Origin of the sequence: Acinetobacter sp. YH12132, from assembly GCF_013418645.1 — a bacterium.
Lineage (GTDB): Bacteria > Pseudomonadota > Gammaproteobacteria > Pseudomonadales > Moraxellaceae > Acinetobacter > Acinetobacter indicus.
Genome location: NZ_VPBR01000001.1, coordinates 95700 through 120580 on the forward strand (window position 1 = coordinate 95700; position 24881 = coordinate 120580).

General features: G+C 45.8%; 19 protein-coding genes. 12 read left to right on the forward strand and 7 right to left on the reverse strand.

All coding sequences use genetic code 11. The features are described 5' to 3' along the window. Positions 1 to 771: 771 nt before the first annotated feature. From FTU67_RS00460 to pgaD, 9 genes are all read left to right on the forward strand, one after another. Entirely contained in the window at positions 772 to 3597 is a 2826-nt protein-coding gene (locus tag FTU67_RS00460; RefSeq protein WP_180006796.1) for a 2-oxoglutarate dehydrogenase E1 component, read from the forward strand. A gap of 16 nt (positions 3598 to 3613) precedes the next feature. Further along, positions 3614 to 4822, forward strand: a complete 1209-nt coding sequence (gene odhB / locus FTU67_RS00465) for a 2-oxoglutarate dehydrogenase complex dihydrolipoyllysine-residue succinyltransferase (protein ID WP_104471741.1) — start codon at positions 3614 to 3616, stop codon at positions 4820 to 4822. A gap of 99 nt (positions 4823 to 4921) precedes the next feature. Next, positions 4922 to 6355 carry a dihydrolipoyl dehydrogenase gene (lpdA, locus tag FTU67_RS00470; RefSeq protein ID WP_045796462.1) on the forward strand — a complete coding sequence of 478 codons (1434 nt, stop codon included), beginning with the start codon at positions 4922 to 4924 and terminating at the stop codon, positions 6353 to 6355. Positions 6356 to 6525: 170 nt separating this feature from the next. After that, a complete protein-coding gene (sucC, locus tag FTU67_RS00475; RefSeq protein ID WP_005176263.1) occupies positions 6526 to 7692 on the forward strand; it encodes an ADP-forming succinate--CoA ligase subunit beta in 1167 nt (388 codons plus the stop codon). A gap of 11 nt (positions 7693 to 7703) precedes the next feature. Next, a complete protein-coding gene (gene sucD / locus FTU67_RS00480; protein WP_104471739.1) occupies positions 7704 to 8594 on the forward strand; it encodes a succinate--CoA ligase subunit alpha in 891 nt (296 codons plus the stop codon). Positions 8595 to 8781: 187 nt separating this feature from the next. Next, positions 8782 to 11241 carry a poly-beta-1,6 N-acetyl-D-glucosamine export porin PgaA gene (gene pgaA, locus FTU67_RS00485; RefSeq protein ID WP_180006795.1) on the forward strand — a complete coding sequence of 820 codons (2460 nt, stop codon included), beginning with the start codon at positions 8782 to 8784 and terminating at the stop codon, positions 11239 to 11241. Then, a complete protein-coding gene (gene pgaB / locus FTU67_RS00490) occupies positions 11241 to 13091 on the forward strand; it encodes a poly-beta-1,6-N-acetyl-D-glucosamine N-deacetylase PgaB (protein WP_180006794.1) in 1851 nt (616 codons plus the stop codon). The genes pgaA and pgaB overlap by 1 nt, the downstream gene beginning before the upstream one ends. Continuing rightward, complete coding sequence (gene pgaC, locus FTU67_RS00495; protein WP_171260915.1) at positions 13091 to 14359, forward strand: poly-beta-1,6-N-acetyl-D-glucosamine synthase; 1269 nt, start codon at positions 13091 to 13093, stop codon at positions 14357 to 14359. Before pgaB ends, pgaC begins: the two co-directional genes overlap by 1 nt. Then, on the forward strand, positions 14352 to 14840 hold the full coding sequence (pgaD, locus tag FTU67_RS00500) for a poly-beta-1,6-N-acetyl-D-glucosamine biosynthesis protein PgaD (RefSeq protein ID WP_005176275.1): 489 nt from the start codon (positions 14352 to 14354) through the stop codon (positions 14838 to 14840). The genes pgaC and pgaD overlap by 8 nt, the downstream gene beginning before the upstream one ends. Positions 14841 to 14899: 59 nt before the next feature. Here the strand turns inward: pgaD and FTU67_RS00505 are convergent, their stop codons facing one another. The 3 genes from FTU67_RS00505 to trpS all read right to left on the reverse strand — a co-directional run bounded on the left by FTU67_RS00505 (position 14900) and on the right by trpS (position 18722). After that, entirely contained in the window at positions 14900 to 16630 is a 1731-nt protein-coding gene (locus FTU67_RS00505; RefSeq protein WP_127798958.1) for a flotillin family protein, read from the reverse strand. Positions 16631 to 16655: 25 nt separating this feature from the next. Beyond that, positions 16656 to 17303, reverse strand: a complete 648-nt coding sequence (locus FTU67_RS00510) for a YqiJ family protein (protein ID WP_005176281.1) — start codon at positions 17301 to 17303, stop codon at positions 16656 to 16658. A gap of 405 nt (positions 17304 to 17708) precedes the next feature. Continuing rightward, the gene (gene trpS / locus FTU67_RS00515) at positions 17709 to 18722 is read right to left on the reverse strand and encodes a tryptophan--tRNA ligase (RefSeq protein ID WP_005176282.1); all 1014 of its coding nucleotides are present in this window, start codon (positions 18720 to 18722) and stop codon (positions 17709 to 17711) included. Between the two features lie 203 nt (positions 18723 to 18925). Between trpS and FTU67_RS00520 the strand changes: the two genes are divergently transcribed. The 3 genes from FTU67_RS00520 to FTU67_RS00530 all read left to right on the forward strand — a co-directional run bounded on the left by FTU67_RS00520 (position 18926) and on the right by FTU67_RS00530 (position 21272). After that, a complete protein-coding gene (locus FTU67_RS00520; protein ID WP_075174426.1) occupies positions 18926 to 19852 on the forward strand; it encodes a DUF808 domain-containing protein in 927 nt (308 codons plus the stop codon). 47 nt (positions 19853 to 19899) lie between these two features. After that, complete coding sequence (locus tag FTU67_RS00525) at positions 19900 to 20805, forward strand: neutral zinc metallopeptidase (protein ID WP_005176288.1); 906 nt, start codon at positions 19900 to 19902, stop codon at positions 20803 to 20805. Between the two features lie 137 nt (positions 20806 to 20942). Next, on the forward strand, positions 20943 to 21272 hold the full coding sequence (locus FTU67_RS00530) for an MGMT family protein (RefSeq protein WP_168390664.1): 330 nt from the start codon (positions 20943 to 20945) through the stop codon (positions 21270 to 21272). A gap of 52 nt (positions 21273 to 21324) precedes the next feature. Here the strand turns inward: FTU67_RS00530 and FTU67_RS00535 are convergent, their stop codons facing one another. The 4 genes from FTU67_RS00535 to greA form a co-directional block, all read right to left on the reverse strand. Continuing rightward, positions 21325 to 21762: a universal stress protein gene (locus tag FTU67_RS00535; protein WP_005176293.1), complete on the reverse strand. Its 438-nt coding sequence runs from the start codon at positions 21760 to 21762 to the stop codon at positions 21325 to 21327. A 319-nt stretch (positions 21763 to 22081) separates the two neighbouring features. Beyond that, the gene (locus FTU67_RS00540) at positions 22082 to 22705 is read right to left on the reverse strand and encodes a CatB-related O-acetyltransferase (RefSeq protein ID WP_005176296.1); all 624 of its coding nucleotides are present in this window, start codon (positions 22703 to 22705) and stop codon (positions 22082 to 22084) included. A gap of 42 nt (positions 22706 to 22747) precedes the next feature. Beyond that, positions 22748 to 24184: a deoxyribodipyrimidine photo-lyase gene (locus FTU67_RS00545; RefSeq protein WP_180061307.1), complete on the reverse strand. Its 1437-nt coding sequence runs from the start codon at positions 24182 to 24184 to the stop codon at positions 22748 to 22750. 131 nt (positions 24185 to 24315) lie between these two features. Next, positions 24316 to 24792 (reverse strand): transcription elongation factor GreA, encoded by a 477-nt coding sequence (gene greA / locus FTU67_RS00550; protein WP_152342225.1) that lies wholly within the window; start codon positions 24790 to 24792, stop codon positions 24316 to 24318. Between the last annotated feature and the right edge of the window lie 89 nt (positions 24793 to 24881).

Below are 24881 nucleotides of genomic sequence, written 5' to 3' on the forward strand. Positions count from 1 at the left end.
GCTTTTTTTATGCTGTTTTATTGAACACTTGAATGGGGTTGGTCTGATGAGATGCATTGCTGCATACAAACTGGGTATGAAAAGTGCAGGTGAATAGTTTTAAATCAATCTTCTAAAAAAGTGTAATAGAGTGATGGTATTTTGTTTTAATACGCCCAGAAATGGGGCATGAGACTGCAAAAAGTGGTGCAAGATGTTATTATATAACGCAAGTTGAAGAGGGCAGATTGAAAGATGTGCTCTCTTTTGTTTTATGGAATAAAGAAGCCGTTGGACTTTGGTCTTAATTGCTTCTAATTATTAAATAAAGCACCATATGTTAGAGCAAAATATGTTTCTTGTATTTCGCCAATTTATAGGGGGTATACGTCAAAAAAATCAATTGAGAGTTGGAGATCATGTTACGATTAATAAACTTCTATATTTAAAAATTGAGGTTGAATTTATGTACATTTTTTCAACATTTAAAGAGATGTAGAAAGCCAGAAATTAGAGTAAACCTATTTAGAAAAGCTAATTTGCCGAATTAATTTTTCTAAGTCGATTTGCAAAAAAATTGCTCGGTTTTGGCCGAGTATAAAATGAGTGATGATGCCAATCAGGGCGTTATGATTCATTATTCACATTGGGTAGTCCTAATGTAGTGATAACGCCTCATGACAGTTGTCGAATGGGGACGAATGTCATGTTACCAATTTGACATTATCAATCATGGGTTTTGCTTAAAAAGCATCCTGAAAAATGTTTTTGCAATAGGAAATGGGTCCACAAATGCAAGAAGTTGCTGACGCTCTGCGTCTTGACACTGAACTTTCCGCTGATAGTGCAGCGTATATTGAAGAACTTTATGAGCAGTATTTAACGTCTCCAGAGTCAGTTGGTGAAGACTGGAGAGTGTACTTCGATAAATTCCCAAAAGGTGATCAACCTCATAGCAATGTACGTGAGCAATTCCTTTTATTGGGTCGCAACTCAAATCGTATTCAGTCTGTGGCTCAAAGCGCGGTAAGCTCTGAGCATGAACGTCGTCAAATAGGCGTCCTGCAACTGATCGCAGCGTATCGTAATCGTGGTCACCAAAAAGCAAAATTAGATCCGCTAGGTTTGGCAAAACGCGAAGAAGTGCCAGATCTTGATCTTGCTGCGCACGGTTTAACCAAATCTGATTTAGATACCGTATTCAACACAGGCAACCTGGCGATTGGTAAAACAGATACCACGCTGGGCGAAATGGTTGAAGCGATGGAAGCAACTTACTGCGGTTCAATTGGTGCAGAGTACATGCACATTGTTGACACCAAAGAGAAACGCTGGATTCAACAGCGTCTTGAAAGTGCCCGTGGTCAGTATGGCTTCAATGCAGAACAGAAAAAACACTTCCTTGAGCGTTTAACTGCCGCTGAAGGTCTGGAAAAATATTTAGGTAATAAATACGTTGGTGCAAAACGCTTTGGTGTGGAAGGTGGTGAATCTTTCATTCCAATGGTTAACGAACTAATTCAACGTGCCGGTGCGGTTGGTTGTAAAGAAGTCGTGATTGGTATGCCACACCGTGGCCGTCTGAACTTGCTGGTTAACATCATGGGTAAAAACCCGGCTGACCTGTTTGGCGAGTTCGAAGGTAAATCTTTACACAAGAAAGGTTCGGGTGACGTTAAGTACCACCAAGGTTTCTCATCTAACGTAATGACCCCAGGTGGCGAAGTTCACTTGGCATTGGCGTTTAACCCGTCGCACCTTGAAATTGTTGGACCTGTGGTTGAAGGTTCGGTACGTGCCCGTCAAGTACGTCGTAAAGACATTGGTGGCGATGACGTATTGCCATTAATCGTACATGGTGATGCTGCATTTGCAGGTCAGGGCGTGAACCAGGAAACTTTCCAGATGTCACAAACACGCGGTTATACCGTGGGTGGTACTGTGCACATCGTAATTAACAACCAGGTTGGTTTCACTACCTCTGATCCACGTGATGCGCGTTCTACAGAATACTGTACCGACATCGCGAAAATGGTTCAGGCGCCAGTATTCCACGTGAATGGTGATGATCCTGAAGCAGTAATCTTCGTAACGCAATTGGCACACGACTTCCGTCATACTTTCCGTAAAGACGTAGTGATTGACCTGTTCTGTTACCGTCGTCGTGGTCACAACGAAGCGGATGAGCCATCTGCAACCCAGCCACTGATGTATCAGGTGATCAACAAGAAAGCCACTACACGTACTTTGTATGCAGACCAACTAGTACAACAGGGCGTATTAGATCGCGCTGCTGCAGACCAAATGGTTGAAGACTACCGTGCCGATCTTGAAGCAGGTAATCACGTTGCCAATGCGCTGGTTCTTGAACCGAACAAGAAAATGTTTGTGGACTGGACGCCGTACCTGGGCCATGAATACACTGACGAATGGGATACCACTTTCCCGGCTGAGCGCTTAAAAGAGCTTGGTGAAGGCATGCGTAAACTTCCAGAAGGTTTCGTGATGCAGCGTCAGGTGTCTAAAGTGATTGACGAACGTCTGAAAATGCAGACCGGCGAAATGCCGCTGAACTGGGGTGCTGCTGAAACTCTAGCCTATGCAACACTGCTAGATCAGGGTTACCTGGTACGTATTACTGGTGAAGACGTAGGTCGTGGTACCTTCTCGCACCGTCATGCCAAACTGCATAACCAGGTTGATGGCGAAACTTATATTCCATTGTGCCATGTGAAAGAAAACCAGCCGCGTTTTGCTTTATATGACTCGCTATTGTCTGAAATGGCGGTACTGGCATTTGAATATGGTTATGCGACCACGATTCCACACGGTCTGATCATTTGGGAAGCACAATTTGGTGACTTCGCTAACTGTGCGCAAGTGGTGATTGACCAGTTCATCGCCTCTGGTGAAACCAAGTGGGAACGTGTATGTGGTTTAACCATGTTGCTGCCACACGGCTTTGAAGGTCAAGGTCCGGAACACTCATCTGCACGTTTAGAACGTTTCTTACAGCTGTGTGCTGAAGACAACATGCAAGTGATTACCCCGACTACACCAGCACAGATTTTCCACGCTTTACGTCGTCAGGCAATTCGTCCAATCCGTAAGCCAATGATTGTGATGTCACCGAAATCATTGCTGCGTCACAAGCTGGCAACTTCATCTCTTGATGAGCTGGCAACTGGTACCTTCCAGACCGTGATTGACGAAATCGACAGCAACATCAACAAGGCCGACGTGACCCGTCTGGTACTTTGTGGTGGTAAAGTGTATTACGACCTGCTTGAAAAACGTCGTGAAAAAGAATTGAACAACACGGCAATTGTTCGTATTGAACAGTTGTATCCATACCCAGAACAACGCATTGCGGAAATTCTTGAAGCTTATCCAAACGTGAAAGAACTGGTTTGGACTCAGGAAGAACCGAAGAACCAAGGTGCTTGGTTGTTCATCGCGCCGCGTCTATATGATGACGTGATGAAAGCTGGTAAACAGGTTCGTATCAGCTTTGCTGGTCGTGAGGCTTCTGCCGCTCCAGCGTGTGGTTCACCATATTTGCATGCAAAACAACAAGCTCAGCTCATCAATGACGCGCTTGCGATCGTAGTTGAATAACAGGAGATTCGAAGTAATGGCAACCGAAATTAAAGCACCGGTATTTCCAGAGTCAGTTGCAGATGGAACAATCGCGACTTGGCACAAACAACCAGGTGAAGCAGTATCACGTGATGAAGTGATCTGTGACATTGAAACTGACAAAGTTGTTCTGGAAGTTGTAGCTCCTGCAGACGGTACGATTGCTCAAATCATTAAAAATGAAGGCGATACTGTACTTTCAAATGAAGTGATTGCACAGTTTGAAGAAGGTGCTGTATCTGGCGCTGCGCAAACTCAAGCAGTTCAGTCTGAAGAGAAAGTTGAACAGGCCGCTGCGAAAACTGAAGCAGGTGCAGCACCTGTAGTTGAGCGTGCTCAACCAGTTGCGGACCAGGCACCAGCAGTGCGTAAAGCATTGACTGAAACAGGTATCAACGCTGCTGACGTACAAGGTACAGGCCGTGGCGGTCGCATCACCAAAGAAGATGTGGCAAACCATCAGGCGAAACCAGCGGCTGCGCCTTTAACTGCAGCAGTAGGCGAGCGTATCGAGAAACGTGTTCCTATGACGCGTTTACGTAAGCGTGTAGCTGAACGTTTACTTGCAGCGACTCAAGAAACTGCAATGTTGACGACGTTCAACGAAGTGAACATGAAACCAATCATGGAAATGCGTAAGCAATATAAAGACGCATTTGAAAAACGCCACGGTGCGCGTCTTGGCTTCATGTCATTCTTCGTAAAAGCTGCGACTGAAGCGCTAAAACGTTACCCAGCAGTCAACGCATCAATTGATGGCGACGATATCGTTTATCACGGTTACTATGACATCGGTGTAGCTGTATCTTCTGACCGTGGTCTGGTGGTTCCTGTATTACGTGATACAGACCGTATGAACTACGCTGAAGTTGAATCTGGCATTGGTGCTTATGCTGCGAAAGCACGTGAAGGTAAACTTGCGATTGAAGACATGACTGGCGGTACATTCACCATTACTAACGGTGGTACTTTCGGTTCACTGCTGTCTACGCCAATTCTGAATACACCACAAACTGCTATTCTGGGTATGCACAAAATCCAGGAACGTCCTATGGCAGTCAATGGTCAGGTTGAAATCTTGCCAATGATGTATTTAGCGCTGTCTTATGACCACCGTTTAATCGATGGTAAAGAAGCGGTAGGTTTCCTTGTAACAATCAAAGAATTGTTAGAAGAGCCAGCTAAACTTATCCTTGACTTATAATTTATTAATTAAAAATCTCTCCTAACCCCTCTAAAAAAGAGGGGAAAGGTTCCCCCTTGAGCAAAAGGGGGGATTTAGAGAGATTGATTGGAGATAAAAATGTCTCAACAATTTGATTTAGTTGTTATTGGCGGTGGTCCAGGCGGTTATGAAGCAGCCATTCGTGCGGCTCAGCTTGGTTTTAAAGTGGCATGTATCGAAAAACGCATCCACAAAGGTAAACCATCTTTAGGTGGTACCTGCTTAAACGTGGGCTGTATCCCGTCTAAAGCACTGCTTGATTCTTCACACCGTTATGAAGATACCGTTCATCACCTGGCTGATCATGGTATTACGACAGGTGAAGTAAACTTTGACCTGTCTAAATTACTGGCACGTAAAGACAAGATTGTTGACCAGTTGACTGGCGGTATTGACCAGTTGCTGAAAGGCAATGGTATCGAATGGTTAAAAGGTACTGGTAAATTACTGGCGGGTAAGAAAGTTGAGTTTGTTCCTCACGAAGGTGAAACTCAGGTTCTAGAACCAAAATACGTAATTCTTGCGTCTGGTTCTGTACCAGTGAACATTCCGGTAGCTCCTGTTGATCAAGACATTATTGTTGACTCTACTGGCGCGCTTGAGTTCCCTGAAGTACCGAAGCGTTTAGGTGTGATTGGTGCCGGCGTGATCGGTCTGGAGCTTGGTTCAGTATGGCGTCGTCTAGGTGCTGAAGTTGTTGTATTTGAAGCAATGGATGCCTTCTTGCCAATGGCGGATAAAGCGCTGGCAAAAGACTACCAGAAACTGCTGACCAAACAGGGTCTGGATATCCGTGTAGGCGCGAAAGTGTCTGGCACTGAAGTCAACGGTCGTGAAGTAACTGTAAAATACACCCAAGGCGGCGAAGAGAAAGAACAGACTTTCGACAAGCTGATCGTGTGTGTGGGTCGTCGTGCGTATGCTGAAGGCTTACTGGCTGATGACTGTGGTATCAAACTGACTGAACGTGGTCTGGTTGAAGTGAACGACTGGTGTGCGACTTCTGTTGAAGGCGTATACGCAATTGGTGACTTGGTACGCGGTCCAATGCTGGCACACAAAGCCATGGAAGAAGGCGTAATGGCAGTTGAACGTATTCACGGTCATGCTGCTCAAGTGAACTATGACACCATCATCTCTGTCATCTATACACACCCTGAAGCGGCGTGGGTAGGTTTAACAGAAGAGCAGGCCAAAGAAAAAGGTCATGAAGTGAAAACCGGTCAATTCGGTTTCGCAGTCAACGGCCGGGCTTTAGCTGCCGGTGAAGGTGCTGGTTTCGTGAAGTTCGTTGCCGATGCTAAAACAGATCGTTTACTGGGTATGCACGTGATTGGACCTGCGGCGTCTGACATTGTTCACCAAGGTATGATCGCGCTTGAATTTGTATCTTCAGTTGAAGATTTACAATTAATGACATTCGGTCACCCAACCTTCTCTGAGGTGGTGCACGAAGCGGCACTGGCCGTCGATGGACGTGCCATCCACGCGATTCAGCGTAAGCGTAAATAAATAAAAAAAGAGCGGTTTCGACCGCTCTTTTTCATTTGGTGGTTGTTTTTGTTTGAATAATCATCTAAAACTAAAACGATAAAACTGTATAAATGTTAATACTCACGACGATGGATGTTGGAGTTTTAGCGAGTCATAAAAAAACGTGAAAAGTAGTAAAAGGTAAATAAATGAATCTACATGAGTACCAAGCCAAAGCGCTATTAAAAAAATATGGTATGCCGGTGCAGGAAGGTCTGCTTGCAACCAATGCAGATGAAGCAGTACAGGCATTTGAACAGCTCGGTGGCAAATTCGCTGTCATGAAAGCCCAGGTGCATGCGGGTGGCCGTGGTAAGGCGGGTGGTGTGAAAGTGGTGAAATCGGCTGAAGAAGCGGCAGAGTATGCCAATCAGCTGATCGGTACTCGACTGGTCACTTATCAGACCGATGCCAATGGCCAGCCGGTGAACAGTATTCTGGTGGCCCAGGATGTCTATCCGGTAGAGCGTGAATTATATTTAGGTGCCGTGGTGGATCGTTCTAGCCGTCGCGTGACCTTTATGGCCTCAACCGAAGGTGGGGTCGAAATTGAAAAAGTCGCAGAAGAAACCCCAGAAAAAATTATTAAAGTTGAAGTTGATCCTCTAGTCGGTTTATTACCATTTCAGGCACGTGAAGTTGCGTTTGCCCTGAACTTAAAAGATGGACAAATCAACCAGTTTGTCAAAATCATGACCGCGGCGTATCAGGCCTTTATTGAAAACGATTTTGCCCTGTTTGAAATTAACCCGCTGTCTGTACGTGAAAACGGTGAAATTTTATGTGTCGATGCCAAAGTTGGCATTGATTCCAATGCGCTGTACCGTTTGCCGGAAGTGGCGGCGCTGCGTGACAAGAGTCAGGAAAATGAGCGCGAACTGAAAGCCTCTGAGTTCGATCTGAACTATGTAGCGCTAGAAGGTAATATTGGCTGTATGGTCAATGGTGCCGGTCTTGCCATGGCAACCATGGACATCATCAAATTGTATGGTGGTCAACCGGCCAACTTCCTTGATGTCGGTGGCGGTGCAACCAAAGAGCGCGTGATTGAAGCATTTAAAATTATTCTGGCCGACAATTCGGTTCAGGGAGTATTAATCAATATTTTTGGTGGGATTGTACGTTGTGACATGATTGCGGAAGCGATTATTGCAGCAGTTCAGGAAGTCAATGTCAGCGTGCCGGTGGTGGTACGTCTGGAAGGAAACAATGCTGAACTGGGGGCCAAATTACTGGATGAATCTGGCCTGACCTTAATTTCTGCAAATGGCCTGGCCGATGCTGCAGAAAAAATTGTTGCTGCGGTAAAAGCTTAAGGAGATGCATCATGAGCGTATTAGTAAATAAAGACACAAAAGTATTGGTTCAGGGTTTCACTGGTAAAAACGGAACCTTTCATTCGGCTCAGGCGCTGGATTATGGCACGCGTGTTGTCGGCGGTGTAACTCCAGGTAAAGGTGGTCAAACCCATTTAGACCTGCCAGTATTTAACACCATGAAGCAGGCAGTTCGTGAAACTCAGGCCGATGCTTCGGTGATTTATGTACCCGCACCTTTTGTACTGGACTCGATTGTTGAAGCAGTCGATGCCGGTATTGAACTGATTGTGGTAATTACTGAAGGTGTACCGACCCTAGATATGCTAAAAGCCAAACGCTATCTGGAAACCAATGGTAATGGTACACGCCTGATTGGCCCGAACTGTCCGGGTATTATCACCCCGGGCGAATGTAAGATCGGGATTATGCCAGGTCATATTCATCAGCCAGGGAAAATCGGGATTATCTCGCGTTCAGGAACGCTGACCTATGAAGCGGTTGCGCAAACCACCAAATTGGGTCTGGGCCAGTCGACCTGTATCGGCATCGGCGGTGATCCGATTCCGGGCATGAACCAGATTGACTGTCTGAAACTGTTTCAGGACGATCCTCAAACTGAAGCCATTATCATGATTGGTGAGATTGGCGGCACAGCCGAAGAAGAAGCAGCCGAATACATTCAGGCGCATGTGACCAAGCCTGTGGTGGGCTATATTGCCGGTGTAACCGCACCAAAAGGCAAACGCATGGGCCATGCTGGCGCGATTATTTCTGGCGGTAAAGGAACCGCAGAGGAGAAATTTGCTGCCTTTGAACGTGCCGGAATGGCTTATACCCGTAGCCCGGCCGAGCTCGGTTCAACCATGCTGAAAGTATTGCAGGCCAAAGGTTTGGTGTAAAACCTACCTGACTAAAAAACCCCAGTTCTTGGGGTTTTTTATGGCAAAGAACATAGATAATGATGACGCTTCTATTGAGGAAAAAGTAAAGCATACAAAACAAATAAAATGATTGCCTTGTAATTGTGATTTACATCACACTTTAATAGAATATCGAGCAATAATTATCAGAAACTTGAGAATTTATATGATCAAAATAACAACGATCATGCCGATTCAGTGTCTGTCGCTTTGCTCTTTTTTATTTTTTTCTTCTGCTCATGCCAATACGCTTGATCAGCAACGTGAGCACGCGGTGGAGATGGTTCGGTCCGGGCAGGTGGTCTCTGGACTCAATCGCTTGCAGGCGTTATTAGCTCAATTTCCCACAGATCAAAAGTTAATTGCGGATTATCTAGTTTTGGCCTATGGTCAGCCTGTGGTACATCCACAGGATTTATACCGCCTAACGCAGCAGATTCAACCTAAAACCTTTCCTGCCTATGCCCAGGTCAGCGCTATCAAGGTGCTCCGTGATGCCAAGCAGTACGCTCAGGCCAAAGCGTATCTGGCCCGGTTTCAGCCTTTAAATACCCAGGCCAGCGGCAAAGTCTGGCACGCGGTACTGGAAGCCGAGTCGGGTCAGGCAGCAGCCGCTAAAACGTTGCTGAAAAACCTGCAATGGCAACAGCTTAGTGCCGATGACCTGAGTTTACTGTCTTATACCTATCGTATCCTGAATATGCCGGTACAAGCCTTGCAGGCAGCCGAAGCCGGATTAAAAAAGCAAAGCAGCATTGCAGGCCATGAACAATATGTACTGTCGCTGATGCTTAATGGCAAGCATCATGCAGCAGAGAACTATCTGCTGCAACAACAGTTAGCACAGAGCCATCCTCGTTTATTATTGCAAGTCAAACAGCACCAGTTTTCTACCCGGATTCAGAATGCAGTACAGGCCTATAAAACGGCACAACTGCGCAGTGAATATGCAACAGCCTATACCGAGCTGGATGCGGTACTGGCCGATATGGCTGCACATGAACCACAGGTGGCAGCTGACGCCGAACTGCAGCGCGCATTCTATGCCGATTATCTGTATGCCTTGGGACAGCGTAAGCGTCATCAGCAGGTCTTGAAAATTGTGCAACAGCAGCATCAGCCAATTGCAAACTGGCCGGCTTATGTACGCCATGCCATTGCCGATGCCTATCTGGCCACCCGACAACCGGAACTGGCTGAACCGGTGTATTTAAGCCTGTTTCAGGAAAAGAACTATGCAGACTATACGGTGTATGCTGGTTTGTATTATGCCTATATCGAACAGGAAAAATTCAAGCAGGCTGATCAGCTGATTCAGGACATGGACCGTCAGTTACCGCGTTATCGTTATAGCGAGGCCAAAGGCGTGGACCGCAGTACCCATGAAGACCGGGAGCAGTATCTGGCTTTAAAAGGGCTGAACTATGCCTACCGCAACGAACATGCCAAAGCCGAGCAGTATTTTGAAACCCTGGTTTCAATTGCACCGAATAATCTGGCCTATCAGAACAATCTGGCACAAATTCAGCGCTGGCGTGAAAAACCACTGACTTCCCAACAAACGCTGGAGCAGTGGAATGGCCTGGATCAGGTCAGTCAAATCACCCAGATTAACCAGATGCAAAATGCCCAAGCCCTGAATGATATTAGGGGCTGGCGTCAGCTGAATCAGGCCTTGTTACAGACGGCTGCAGATGATACCGGTGTGCAATTAAGCCGCAAAGAATTAAAGGATCGCGATCATTTCAGCATTCAGCATGAAAGTTATTTTTCTGAAAGTCGTTCCGATCAGGAACAGTTGCTGAACCGTTTAAAAGGTTCAGAAGAGCGTACTCATTGGACCCGTCTTAACAGCCCGTGGCTAAATGAGCATTATCAGGTTTTTATTGACCATCAGCATCGGCAGGGGCGTTATGAAGATGGCACCCTGGATGATCCGCGTTTAGGTCTGGGTGTGGCCTGGTCCAAAGATCGCAAGTATGCCAGCCTGTTGCTGTCTCAATCTTTAGATGAAGACCGTGTGGGCGCTGCACTGGACTGGTCACACTGGTTAAATGATCATTGGCAATATCATCTGGCGGTGAATACCCAGGCCGATATTCCGTTGCAGGCAATGGCCAAAGCACATGAAGGACAGTCGTATCGGGCGGGTTTTAACTGGCAGGCCAACGAGTCGCGTAAAGCCGGTGCACAATTTCAATTGACCGATATTGATGATGGCAACACCCGTCAGGAATATCAGGCCTATTTTAGCCAGCAGTTTTATCAGGCCCCGCATCATCTGAGTCGTGCCACGCTCAGCGGCTATTATGGAAAAAATAAGCCCGTCGCCGTGGATTATTTTAATCCTGAATCCAGCCATAGTTTAGAGCTGAAACTGGAACATGACTGGATGACCTGGCGTCGTTATGAGCAACATTTTAATCAGCATTTTGAACTGACGCTGGGCACATTTGGACAGAAAGACTATTCCAATGAGCCGATATATAACCTGTTGTATCGCCATGACTGGCATGTGTCACGAACCTGGAAACTGCACTATGGCATTGGTTGGGGCAGCCATCCATACGATGGCAAAACAGAAGAAAAAACCTATGCAGTATTCGGCTTTGAAGGACGATTCTAATGCAAATGAAACCCGCTTTACTCCTGAGTGCCTGTATCGCTGCATGTGTTTATTCTCCTTTGACCGTGCAGGCCGAGACCAGCACAGCGCCAGCAGCAACTACAGCGCCGCTTGATGCGCAGGCCTATGAATTTGTTACCTTAACTTTTCATGATGTGCGTGATGACGTTGCCAAACAGGGTGACCGTGATTTATACGCCATCAGTACCCATAACTTTGCCCAGTTCCTGCAATGGATTAAAGAACATGGCTGGCAGCCCATTCGGCTAGAAGATGTCTGGCGGGCCCGTCAGCACAAGACAGCCTTACCGGAAAAAGCAGTATTAATTACCATTGATGATGGCGCACTCAGCAGCTATAGCCATATTTTCCCCTTATTAAAGCTGCATCAGGTTCCGGCTGTTTTTGCCATTCCGACCAGCTGGATTAATGGCAATACCAAAGATGCCTATGAAGCCTATGGGGAGGGCAACCTGATGAACTGGCCGCAGATGCGTGAAATGCAGCAATCCGGTCTGGTCGAGTTTGCCTCACACAGTGATGACTTGCATCACGGGATTATTGCCAATCCGCAGCTAAACCAGCAGCCAGCCGCGATTACCCGTGAATATTTCCCGGCCCAGCAGCGTTATGAATCTGATCGCGCCTATGCGAAGCGAGTGGTAAAAGACTTGCGTCAATCAAAGCAGATTCTGGATCGTGAGTTGGGAATCAATACCCGTGCCATTTTCTGGCCGTATGGTGCGGTGACCAAGGAAACTGAAGCGCTGGCCCGTGAAGCCGGTCTACCAATGTCGTTTAGTCTGGGCAGTGTATTGACGTTGGCCGATGCCGATACCACCTATCAGCGTGCCCTGATTACGGAAAACCCATCACCAGAAGAAGTGTTTGGTGAAATTAAAGACTTCTTAATGAATAGCCGGGCGCCGCATAAGCAGCGTAAAAGTTTATTACGCATTAACCTGGCAGATCTGGCAGGGAGCAATATCACCGCATCAGAAGCACATTTGAGCCAGCTGCTCAATCAGGTCAATGCCTTTCAATCCAATACGCTGGTCCTAAATGCGGTGGCCGATCAGAATGCCGATGGTAAAATTGATGTGGCTTATTTTCCGAATCGAAGCTTGCCGGTGGCTCAGGATTTGCTGAACCGGGTGGTATGGCAGGCCCGGACCCGGATTGCTAATCGGGTATATGCAGAAATGCCGCTGAGTCTGGAAACCCGGCAAGGTTATGATCTGGCAGAATTGACCGCAGATCTGGTGAAAAACAACAGCTCGATTGAAGGGCTGATGATTGAAACCGGCGATGCGTTACATTGCGCCGTATTTCAGGCTGAATGGAGTGCAAGCTGTCAGGCACAGCTGCAACAGGTGTTGAGCATCAAGAACCGGACCAAAAGCCAGGGTAAATACTATGCCAATATCAGTAACAACTATCAGACTGCATTAAAGCTGGAGATTCAGAATCAGCCACTTGACGGACTGAAAAAACTGCTGCAGCAACTGCCGGATCATGCCGATTTCCTGTATCTGGCTGTCGATCCGTTGGCATCCCCCCAAGCCATCAAAAATCTGCATCAGGCTTTAAACCAGTTAAATGAGCGGGAAAAGCAGCATTTGATGATTAACTTGCAGATCAATTCGGATAGCACTGCAACAGAGTGGCGACATTATCAGCAGATATATCAGCAGCTGAGACGTCAGGGCATTCAAAAAATTGGTATTGATAATTATCAGCCGACCCATGGGCAGGCCGTGCATCAGCACCTGTACCGGGCGTTGAGCCTGAATGCAAGTCCGCTGAGTTATCGTGATCCCTATGTCCTGGAACAGGGAGAGCCGCAATGATGGAAGTGTTCTCGAAATTGAGTTTTAATGATTTTTATTTTGGTTTTGCATTTTTATATCCCTTGCTGATGGCCTGGCTGTGGATTGCAGGCGGGATCTGGTTTTATTTTAAACGGGAATACCGTCAGGATCATTTCCCTGAACCGAGCGATGAAGGCTGCAGTATTATCATTCCTTGCTTCAATGAAGAAGAGCAGGTCAGACGTACCATCAAGTTTGCCATGCAAAGCCAGTATCCGGAATTTGAAGTAATTGCAGTCAATGATGGCAGTCAGGACCGGACTGCAGCAATTCTGGATGAACTGGCCACGCAATATCCAAAGCTGCGGGTGGTCCATCTGGCCGAAAACCAGGGCAAAGCCTATGCCTTAAGAGCCGGGGCAATGGTCAGTCGCTATGAATTTCTGGTCTGTATTGATGGTGATGCGCTGCTGCATCCACACGCGGTATTCTGGATGATGCATCAGCTGACCAGCTTCCCGCGTGTCGGGGCGGTTACCGGTAATCCACGGATTATTAACCGCTCCAGTGTGCTGGGTAAAATTCAGGTTGGTGAGTTTTCCTCGATTATTGGATTGATTAAACGCGCGCAGCGCACCTATGGCCGGATTTTTACCGTATCAGGTGCGATTGCCGGTTTTCGTAAAACCGCGCTGGACCGGATTGGCTACTGGCGTGATGACATGATTACGGAAGATATTGATGTTTCGTGGCGTTTGCAGTTCGACCACTGGGATTTGCAATATGTGCCCAAAGCCCTGTGTTATATCTATATGCCGGAAACGTTTAAAGGTCTCTGGAAACAGCGCTTGCGCTGGGCACAAGGCGGGATTGAAGTGCTGATTGCCTATGTGCCAAAACTGTTTAAATGGCGCCTTAGACGGATGTGGCCGATTGTGATTGAATCGATCATCAGCGTGCTATGGGCCTATGTGATTATGGGCATCTTTGTGCTGTATTTTTATGGGCTGTTTTTCCCCTTGCCGGGTGAGTGGGCGATTCAATCGATTCTGCCGCAGTGGTACGGGGTGATTTTGGGCCTGACCTGTTTGCTGCAGTTTCTGGTCAGCTTAATGATCGATCATCAATATGATAAAAACCGTACCTTGAGAACCTATTTCTGGGTAATCTGGTATCCGCTATTTTTCTGGCTGATTACCGCGCTGACCACGGTGGTGTCTGTGCCAAAAACTTTGCTGAAAAAGCAGAAACGTGCACGCTGGGTCAGCCCGGACCGTGGTTTTACCAAGGAGCACGAGCATGGCTAAATTTAAAATGATTGAGGATGAAGCTCAGCTGGAGCTACCAGAATATATTGATGAGCCGCGCTATGTACGTAACAAGGCCGCAGGCTATGGACTATTCTTTCTGGGCTGGCTGGCCTGGATCTGGTTATTCCTGCCTCTGATCACTATGTTGCTGTGGCTGTTTCAGGGCTATACCGTATATGAGCAGCTGTTTGTGATGTCGGCGCCGCAAAGCTCGTTCAGCCTGTTTTATCTGGGGCTGGCGATTATGGTGTTTATTCTGATTCTGCTGATCTGGGCTGTGTATAACTGGCTGCGTTTTCGTGATAATGAGCGCCGGGCTTTTCCGGAGCATATTCAGACTGAGCAGCTGGCGGAAAGTTTTCAGGTCGACACAACTGAAATGGCGTATTTGCAGCAGGCCAAAAATCTGACCTTACATTATGATCAAGATGGACAGCTGGAAAAATTTGAAGTTCATCAGCCACTGTCTTCATCATAGAACATTGAAAAACAGCCATAAAAAACGCAGCCTTAGCTGCGTTTTTTTATTCACCTCATTTAAGTTGATGAAGTTTCCTGATTGATTTTCGGCTGAGATTTCAGGCTTTGGGTCAGACCGTTAATATCACCGCCATGAATACCCAGTTCACTCATCAGGCTGTCAATTAACGGCGCTTGCGAACGATAGCGCAGGGCACTGTTCACCACCTGATCAGACAGGGCCACTTGACCATGACCGTGTTCGCTGCCATCGACATGTGCGCTGCCCATCCCATTTAAACCATTGACGTGCAGAATCTTGATGTCATCAATATTTTCCATTGGCTTGACGCTTTCACGGATAATTTCTGGCAGGTATTTCAGCATGGCCAGACGTACCTGCATTTCGACCTGTTCCGTCGACAGGATGTTATTGGCTTCGTTGACTGCACGGGTACCTTCAGCATCAACCTGATACTGTTTTTCCATCGCTTGTGCCAGCAGGACTTTGGCATCGGCTTCACCACGCGCTTTTAAACGCAGCTGTTCTGCATTGGCTTCTGCGGTAATCCGCACCGCTTCCGCTTCATCGACCGCCGCCTGTTTGCCCGCTTCAGCAGCAACAGTAATGGCAATCGCATCTTTTTCAGCGGCCTGCTTGGCAGCCACCAGCTCGACTGCCTTGGCACGTTCTGCGCGCTGGGTTTCACGTACGGTAATCACTTCTTCTTCTGCTTTTACCGCTTGAGCACGGGCTAAATCGGCCTGCGCTTTGGCTTCAGATTCGGCACGGGATTTTTCCGCAATGGCAATGGCGCGGTCCTGTTCGGCCAGCTCAATGGTTTTCTTCTGTTCCACTTGGGCTTTTTGGACTAGCTGTTCTTTTAAAATATTTTCATTGGCGACATCACGTGCTGAGCCAATCCGTTTCAGTTCAATTTCACGTTCAGCAGCAATGCGGGCTTCTTCCGCTTCACGTTTTTTGGCTGCTTCCTGGGCTGCAATTTCCGCCAGCTGTTCAGCACGGCGTACCGAAATTTCACGTTCTTGCTGTAACTTGGCATATTCTTCTTCACGAAGAATCTGCAGGCGCGCCTGTTCGGCTTCCAGGTTTTTGGCTTTAATGGCTAAGTCGGCATCCTGTTCAATGTCGTTACGTTTACGACGACGGTCTTCAATGGTTTCGGTTAATTTGGTCAGACCTTCGGCATCGAAAGCATTTTGCGGGTTAAAGTAGCGGAAACTGGTCTGATCCAGTCCGGTTAAAGATACAGTTTCCAGTTCCAGACCGTTTTTAAACAGATCTTCCGACACCACCTGCTGTACTTTCTGTACGAAGTCGACGCGTTTTTCATGCAGTTCTTCCATCGCCATTTCTGCGGCTACGGCACGTAAAGAATCGACAAATTTACCTTCGACCAGATTTTTTAATTCATTCGGGGACATGGTTTTTTGCCCCAGCGTTTGTGCTGCGGTGGCAATAGATTCAGCGGTCGGTTTAACCCGCACATAAAATTCGGCCATGACATCGACACGCATACGGTCGCGGGTAATCAGGGCCTGATCTTCAGCACGGCGCACTTCCAGACGCAGGGTATTCATATTGACCGGAATAATTTCATGCAGCACCGGTAACACAATCGCCCCCCCGCCGAGAATGACATGCTCACCGCCAAAACCGGTACGCACAAAGGAAATTTCCTTGCTAGAGCGGCGATACAGGCGGGCCAGGATTAAACCAATCACAAATAAGGCCAGGAAAATAATTCCGGCAATAATCAAGACGTTATACATATTTGAACTTAACATTGTTATCTCTTGTGTTTTTCAGTTGTTAATTTAAATGCATGGCATAAAAGCCAATTTTGGTTCTCCCCGTTAAAATTACGGATTGACCCTGTTGAAAACTTTCGTCCTGTTCCGGTTCTACCAGAATATAGTGGGTCAGACCATGCTGATCCTGCACTTTGGCTTCTGCCGGAGAATTGGGAGTAGCCACACCTAAAATAATGGTGGCTGTGCGGCCAATCAGCTCGTCACTATAAATGGCGGTGGTTTCATCTTGCGGTAAAATGCGGGCAATCAGCATGGCGCTATAACGCACCAGGGGCATGCTCAGAAACAGACAGGCCGGTGCCATTATCCAGGCTGTAATATATTGACCGATCCATTGAAACAGCACTGATTGTAAAATCAGGCCAGACAAACCATATAAGGTCAGGAAAATAATCAGCCAGATCAGCAGCGGTACCCGGCCAATGTACAGCCAGTCCAGAAACTGGACCAACAGGCCACTAGAACCATCAATATTCACTTCTACATCTTTATGCGGAATTAAGTCATCTGGCAGGAACTGGTCCAGAATGCCCTGACTGCCGCCACCGGCCAGTAACAGAAACACTTCCAGCAGGGCAAAGAAAAACAGCAGGCAGATACAGACACTAAAAATCAGATTGGAAGGGTGAGTGAGCAAATCCCACATAACTGAATACTCTATTGTTCTGTTGTGTTTAAATTATTGATATTCAAAATATATATTATTATTGAATGCGCCTAGCATAGCATTAGGCCGCGTTTTTGTCTAAAAAACCTGCATATTTTAGGCAAAAAAATACGCAATGATTGGGGTGATCATTGCGTAGAACAACGAATCTGCTTGCACAGTTTCGGTAAAGGAGAAATGTTATGAATTAGGATTGCTCCTAGAACATATGACTAGAATACGCCGGCATGAGGCAGGGTTCAGCAGCGTTCAGGTAAATTCATGTTAAAGATTGTTGCTTCTATAAAAATTGTGTGACATTTCTCTCCATATTTTCTCCATCATTGTAAACGTAGCATAAAAAAGCCTTTCGCGAGGAAAGGCTTTTCAAGATCAGCATGGGGCTTAGAAGCGGAACACCCCTAAACCGGCTTTAACTTCATCTAAAGTGGCTTGAGTAATGTCACGGCACTTATCGGTACCGGTCTTTAAGATATCCATGATGTAATCCGGATCTTTGGCCAGTTCTAAACGGCGTTCACGGATTGGACCAATCAGCTCTTTTAAAATGCCTTCCAGACGTTTTTTCACGGTACCATCACCCAGACCACCACGGCGATAATGGGCTTTTAATTCTTCCAGTTCTTCTTTGTTCGGATCGAAAGCATCTAGGTAGGTAAATACCACGTTGCCTTCAACCTGGCCCGGATCTTCAATGCGGAGGTGGTTCGGGTCGGTGTACATGGCATTTACTGCTTTTTTAATGTCTTTGTCAGTAGCATCGAGCACAATGGTGTTGCCCAATGATTTTGACATTTTGGCTTTACCATCAAAACCAGGTAAACGGCCAACATTCGACAGCAGTGCTTTACATTCAGGCAGCAGGTCCTGACCTACCTGACGGTTAATGCGGCGTACAATTTCGTTGGTCTGTTCGATCATAGGAATCTGATCTTCACCCACGGGCACTACAGTCGCTTTAAACGCGGTAATATCGGCCGCTTGGGCAACTGGATAGCACAGGAAACCAGCTGGAATATCACGTTCAAAACCACGCATCTGAATTTCAGATTTAATGGTCGGGTTGCGCTCTAAACGTGCCACAGTGACAAAGTTTAAATACAGCATGGTCAGTTCATTCAAGGCCGGCAGGCAAGACTGAACACAAATGGTGGTTTTGGTCGGGTCAATGCCCACGGCCAGGTAATCGGTCGCCACTTCAATAATATTACGACGTACTTTTTCAAAGTTGTCGGCGTTATCAGTCAGGGCTTGAGCATCGGCAAGTAAAAGATGTTGATGGTGAGAATCCTGTAAACCTACACGTGAACGTAAAGAACCTACAAAATGACCGAGGTGAAGTTGTCCGGTTGGACGGTCGCCAGTCAAAATAACAGGACGATTATCTTGATTACTCATTATCTCTTCCAAGTCGTTGTTACGACATTTCTATACCGATGATTGGGCTACATTGTACGGCATAATATTTTTGAATGTCACGGGATAAGCCGAACAGAATCAACAATTGTCTGGAAATTTTAAAGATTTATTAATGAAGTAAATACAAAGTTTTGGAAGATTTCTCCTTAGAATAAGCCTAGAACACGATAAGGATAAAAATTATGGCGAGTAGCTTATTACTATTATTAGATGATATTGCCACTGTTTTAGATGATGTGGCGGTCATGAGTAAAATGGCCGCAAAGAAAACGGCCGGTGTACTCGGTGATGATCTGGCCCTGAATGCCCAGCAGGTCAGCGGTGTACGTTCGGAGCGGGAACTGCCGGTGGTCTGGCGCGTGGCCAAAGGTTCTTTTGTCAATAAACTGATTCTGGTGCCTTTAGCTCTACTGATTAGCGTGGTGGCGCCGTGGCTGATTAACCCGTTACTGGTCGTGGGCGGTTTATTCTTATGTTATGAAGGGGTTGAAAAAGTCCTGCATTCCTTGCACAAGAAAAAAGCCAAAACTGCCGAAGAAGCGCAGCAGGAATTAATTAAAACCGAAACCGATCTGGCCACGTTTGAAAATGAAAAAATCAAAGGGGCAGTCCGGACCGACTTTATTCTCTCGGCAGAGATTATTGTCATTTCCTTGGGTACTGTAGCTACCGCGGCCTTTGGTGTAAAAGTCACAGTGCTGAGTATTATTGCCATCGCCATGACCATTGGGGTCTATGGGTTAGTGGCATTTATTGTCAAGATTGATGATATTGGGCTGCATCTCTCGGAACAGGCTTCTAATTTTAAACAGTCGGTCGGGCGCGGCTTGTTGGCCTTTGCGCCAATCTTGATGAAAATCCTGTCGATTGTCGGGACTCTGGCCATGTTCCTGGTGGGCGGCGGGATTATCAACCACGCTATTCCATTGGTACATCACTTTACCGAAGACAGTGTGGAATACGTGCAGGAAATTCCCAATATCGGCAGTATTTTTGGTGCGCTTACTCCAACCTTGATCAATTTTGCTGTGGGCTTTATTGCCGGTTTGATTGTGGTGGCGCTAATTGGTCTGGTGAAAAAGGTCTGGCCACGTTCCAAAGCCTCTTAAACTATGTAAAATTCTAGCCAAGAGATAAAGATAATAAGGAGATTGCTATGCGTTGGAAAGGTCGTCGCGTCAGTAGCAATGTAGAAGATCGTCGCGGTGGTGGCGGTGCCAAAGCCGGCGGGATCAGTATTCTGGGTCTGGTGGTGGCTTTTGTGGCCTGGAAGTTTTTTGGGGTCGATCCGCAAACAGCCTATCAGGCCACCAAACAGGTGACCAATCAGGGGCAGAGCGCGGAAACGCGTGGTCTGGAAAATCCGACGCCGGAGCAGCAGGAATCGATGGAGTTTATTGGTACCATTCTGGCCGATACCGAAGATACCTGGACGCAGGTGTTTGCCCAGCAGCTGAACCAGCAATATGTGCCACCCAAACTGGTGATGTTTAATGGTGCGGTCAGTTCCGCCTGTGGCAATGCCAGCGCTGCCATGGGGCCGTTTTATTGCCCGGCCGATCAGAAAGTCTATTTAGATACTGGTTTCTTTAAAGATATGCGCACCCAGATGGGAATTTCCGGCGAGCAGAACCAGACCGAATTATCGCGTCAGGATCAGGCTGGAGATTTTGCCCAGGCTTATGTGATTGCACATGAAGTCGGCCATCATATTCAGACCATTCTGGGGATTTCCGGACAGGTACAGCAGATGCGTCAGCGTGCCAGTCAGGTCGAAGGCAACCAGTTATCGGTTCGTCAGGAACTTCAGGCCGATTGTCTGGCCGGTGTCTGGGCGCATCATAACCATCAGCGTACTCAATTCCTGGAACAGGGCGATGTACAGGAAGCGATGGATGCCGCACATAAAATTGGCGATGACTATTTGCAAAAACGTTCGAGCGGACAAGTAGTGCCGGATAGCTTTACCCATGGTACCAGTGCCCAGCGCGTGCAATGGTTTAATACTGGTCTGAAGTCGGGCAATATGAATGATTGCGATACCTTTGGACAAGCCATCTAAAGTGTTGCATCCGCTTTTTAACTCAAGGTGAATACAGGAGGATGTGCAACTGCATGTCCTCTAGTTTTTTAAGCCTAGCTTTTCTAACCAGCACAGCTTTTCATCCCAATAGATTTCAACACTCTAAGATTCTTTTTATGTCTATTCCAGCACGTCCCAGTCAGGAGTTGGCCGCTTATATCACCGCGGTGATTGCCCAGATTCCACCTGGTAAAGTTGCCACCTATGGTCAGATTGCAAAACTGGCCGGTTTGCCGAAACATGCGCGTCTGGTGGGTTATGTACTGAAACATCTGGCACCGGGGCATGTGTTGCCATGGCATCGGGTGCTAAATGCGCAAGGGAAAATTAGCCTAAGCAAAATCAATGCGCAGGGTGAAAATATACAGGCGTTAAAACTGATACAGGAGGGTGTAGTGGTCCTGAATAACAAGGTGAGCTTAAAGCAGTATCAATGGCAGCCCTAAAAATAAAAAATTCCCCATACCCGCAGGTACAGGGAATTTTCTGGAGGAAAGATTAACGTACGATGAGTACAGGAACATTACCTTCGCCCAGTACGCTTTGCGCGACGCTACCGAGGAATAACTTTTTCAAACCGGTACGGCCATGAGAACCCATCACAATCAGGTCTGCATTCATTTCAGTTGCAGCACGTGCAATTTCACGATGAATCACTTGACCTTCAAGCAGACGAGACTCAACTGCTACACCTTGTTCCTGGAATTTTGCTTTGGCTTCATCCAGTGTTTTGAGAATAGACACACGCGCACGTTCAATCAGGTCATTGGTCTGGCCTGCTGAAATGTATTCTGATGCAATATATGGATCGAGTGTTAACACCTGTGCAACGGTTACTTTACTGCCGAAAGCTTTGGCAAGCTCGACTGCTTTGGCAACTGCTGCGTAAGAAGTTTCAGAACCGTCCACTGGAACTAAAATGTGTTGAAATGCCATCGTTATTTCTCCTTATTGTGTCATTCAACAATAAAAAATTGAGGGAACACTTTCTATTGCCTTAATGTTATCTTAGCGCTTATTTTTAAATAATAAAACCCAGTAATTTCATAGGGATAATTATTTTTTTAAGAAAGTTTAAGCCTTTCTAATTTAACATGTTTTTGAGTAATTAATCAGCAGTTTACACTAAAGTTGAAGGCTTATTTCATTAAGTCTAGCTTTAGAATGTGTTTAGCTCAGGTTTTTTGAGTTTTAATATCGATTAGATGAAAGTTTTGACCTGATGCTTGGCCTAAGCAAAAGTCCAAGGGAATAATCAGCAGTCTTTGAAATAATCAACCAAAGCAGCAACATCCTCTGTCTGCAACTGTTCCCGCATCTTTAAAAACTGCTTTTCATCCATCTCGTAAATTTTAAGGGAAAGCAGTTTTTCTATATCTTCTTGTGGAAAGCGATATTTAATAATTTTGGCAGGAACTCCTCCCACCACGGCATAAGGTGGAACGTCTTTTGTTACGACCGCACCAGTTGCCACAATTGCACCTTCACCCAGCGTCACGCCTTGCATAATCATGGCACGTGAGCCAATCCAGCAACCATCACCAATAACAGTATCGCCAGCAGGTACAAAACTGCGCGTATCAAACGGAAAGGCAGAAATCCAGTCAGTTCGGTGTAACTGATTACCGCCCATCATAATCACGCATTCCGCCCCAAAACACACGAAATTGCCAATATAAAGCTGATCAATTGGCTTCTCAGGCGTAGAAGGCTTGTCATGCAAATAACGCACAACACAACGCTCAAAACCCTGATCCCAATAAGCAGAATAATAAGAATAGTTTCCCTTAATGTGAATATTAGGGTTTTTCATAGTTTTAGAAATAAATTCGAATTCACACCAATGCTTAACAGGGGAATTAATTAAGGGTTCAGCCATAAGAGCAATCAAAGAACAAGCGTAACGCCATTATAGCCGAAGTTAACTCAAATGCTTAAAGGCCTCAATTGCACGAACACGACTGCTTTTTAAATCTACAATCGGCTTTGGATAATCCAATTTTAGTTGTGGATTTTTCGCATAAGGTTCGTGAATTTGTTTCGCATTTAAATGTGAAATTTCAGGTACCCATTGACGAATATAATCGCCATTTGCATCAAACTTTTGCGACTGACTTACAGGGTTGAAAATACGGAAATACGGTGCAGCATCTGTTCCTGTAGATGCACACCACTGCCATCCACCGTTATTGGCAGCCAAATCACTATCAATTAAATGCTGCATAAACCATGATTCGCCTAAACGCCAATCTATCAGTAAATTTTTGCTTAAAAACATCGCGCAAATCATACGAACACGGTTATGCATCCAACCCGTTGCAAGTAACTGTCGCATGCCAGCATCTACAATTGGGATACCTGTTTGCCCATGCTGCCAAGCCTGTAAATCTTCAGGAGCATTGCGCCATACAATGCGTTGAGTGTCTAATTTAAATGGTAAGTTTTTCGATACGCGAGGGTAGTCGAATAAAATATGCTGATAAAACTCACGCCAAAGGAGTTCATTTAACCAAATTTGTTGCCCATTGTTTTCAAATTCCATACAGCCGTGACTGTGGCGAAACAAAGCTTGTAAACATTGGCGAATAGAAAGAATGCCAATATTTAAATAAGCTGCAAGTTTACTCGTGCTATTCAAATTCGGGAAATCACGTTCAATATGATAATACTCAACTTGATTTTCAATAAACTCATCTAAAAGTTCCCAAGCATGATGCTTACCAATTTGCCAAAGATTTTGTAGGTTTTCGCTGATTACTTTTTCTTCTGAATTTGAGTAAATATCACTTAATTGTGGAACTTCTCTTGTAAAGTCATTGTGCTGTGGAATTGGTTTTTGAACCTCAATAGTTGGGTAGCATTGTGGCAAGCTTATGCTGAGTTTCTCATAGCATTGCTTTTTAAATGCACCAAATACTTGATATGGATGACCAGTTTTATTACGAATGCTTCCAACAGGGAAAATAGTTCGGTCATGATACAACTCAAAACGAATATTATTCTTTTCTAATAGCTGTTGAGTTTGAGCATCGCGTTTTAATTCATTTACACCCAATTCTATATCGGCATGAACAGCTTGAATATTATGATTTTGGCATAAGCTTAATAATTGATTTGGCAGGTCTTTCCATAATGGAATAGTTAAAATAACAAGTGGAATATTTAACGTGGCAAGTTCATTTTTTAGATAATTCAGTTGTCTTAAATAGAAGTCAATTTTAATTAGCGCATCATTGTGCACTTGCCATTGTTTTGGCGATAGCACGACTAAGGCAATGCAAGGGCCAGCTTCGCGAGTATGCCAAAGAGCTGCATGATCATGAATTCTTAAATCTTGACGGAACCAAATAAGCTGCATTTTAAAATTTATAGAAAAATATTGACTATTAAAGCATATACATTTGCTGTAATTTTTTCGTGAACTTTTGTTTGAAAGATAATAAAAAACCCCTCAGAAGAGGGGCTTTGGGATGTCAAACCATCTAAGGATTAGATGTATTCAACGCTGACGATTTCGTACTCAACTTCACCTTGCGGGGTGACAATTTTTACGTCATCGCCTTCATTTTTGCCCAACAGGCCACGCGCGATTGGAGAGTTCACAGAGATTTTATTAATTTTAAAATCTGCTTCATCATCACCTACAATTTTGTAAGTTTTACGTTCTTCTGTGTCAAGGTTTTCAATGGTTACTGTTACCCCAAATACAACACGACCATTTTGCTCAAGTTCTTTTACATCAATGACTTGGCAAGCACCGAGTTTACCTTCGATGTCTTGAATACGCCCCTCACAGAAACCTTGCTGCTCACGTGCTGCATGATACTCTGCATTTTCTTTTAGGTCGCCGTGTTCACGTGCTTCTGCAATCGCAGCAGTAATACGTGGGCGTTCAACAGTTTTTAACTGGTGTAATTCTTTCTCTAAGGCGACTTTGCCTTCAGGAGTCATAGGATAACGTTGCATTGTTGTCCCTCAAGTTGAATATTAGAAAAATACAGCTCTATAAATGAAAAAAAGCCCGCCACCGAGAGGTGACGGGACTTCTCGGTAGA

Coding starts and splice junctions, on each gene's coding strand:
- FTU67_RS00545 (WP_180061307.1), bottom strand. CDS start 24,184: ATGCAGCTTATTTGGTTCCGTCAAGATTTAAGAATTCATGATCATGCA.
- lpdA (WP_045796462.1), top strand. CDS start 4,922: ATGTCTCAACAATTTGATTTAGTTGTTATTGGCGGTGGTCCAGGCGGT.
- FTU67_RS00535 (WP_005176293.1), bottom strand. CDS start 21,762: ATGGCATTTCAACACATTTTAGTTCCAGTGGACGGTTCTGAAACTTCT.
- sucD (WP_104471739.1), top strand. CDS start 7,704: ATGAGCGTATTAGTAAATAAAGACACAAAAGTATTGGTTCAGGGTTTC.
- FTU67_RS00510 (WP_005176281.1), bottom strand. CDS start 17,303: ATGTGGGATTTGCTCACTCACCCTTCCAATCTGATTTTTAGTGTCTGT.
- FTU67_RS00530 (WP_168390664.1), top strand. CDS start 20,943: ATGTCTATTCCAGCACGTCCCAGTCAGGAGTTGGCCGCTTATATCACC.
- trpS (WP_005176282.1), bottom strand. CDS start 18,722: ATGAGTAATCAAGATAATCGTCCTGTTATTTTGACTGGCGACCGTCCA.
- sucC (WP_005176263.1), top strand. CDS start 6,526: ATGAATCTACATGAGTACCAAGCCAAAGCGCTATTAAAAAAATATGGT.
- pgaA (WP_180006795.1), top strand. CDS start 8,782: ATGATCAAAATAACAACGATCATGCCGATTCAGTGTCTGTCGCTTTGC.
- FTU67_RS00520 (WP_075174426.1), top strand. CDS start 18,926: ATGGCGAGTAGCTTATTACTATTATTAGATGATATTGCCACTGTTTTA.
- pgaB (WP_180006794.1), top strand. CDS start 11,241: ATGCAAATGAAACCCGCTTTACTCCTGAGTGCCTGTATCGCTGCATGT.
- FTU67_RS00525 (WP_005176288.1), top strand. CDS start 19,900: ATGCGTTGGAAAGGTCGTCGCGTCAGTAGCAATGTAGAAGATCGTCGC.
- pgaC (WP_171260915.1), top strand. CDS start 13,091: ATGGAAGTGTTCTCGAAATTGAGTTTTAATGATTTTTATTTTGGTTTT.
- FTU67_RS00505 (WP_127798958.1), bottom strand. CDS start 16,630: ATGTTAAGTTCAAATATGTATAACGTCTTGATTATTGCCGGAATTATT.
- FTU67_RS00460 (WP_180006796.1), top strand. CDS start 772: ATGCAAGAAGTTGCTGACGCTCTGCGTCTTGACACTGAACTTTCCGCT.
- odhB (WP_104471741.1), top strand. CDS start 3,614: ATGGCAACCGAAATTAAAGCACCGGTATTTCCAGAGTCAGTTGCAGAT.
- greA (WP_152342225.1), bottom strand. CDS start 24,792: ATGCAACGTTATCCTATGACTCCTGAAGGCAAAGTCGCCTTAGAGAAA.
- pgaD (WP_005176275.1), top strand. CDS start 14,352: ATGGCTAAATTTAAAATGATTGAGGATGAAGCTCAGCTGGAGCTACCA.
- FTU67_RS00540 (WP_005176296.1), bottom strand. CDS start 22,705: ATGGCTGAACCCTTAATTAATTCCCCTGTTAAGCATTGGTGTGAATTC.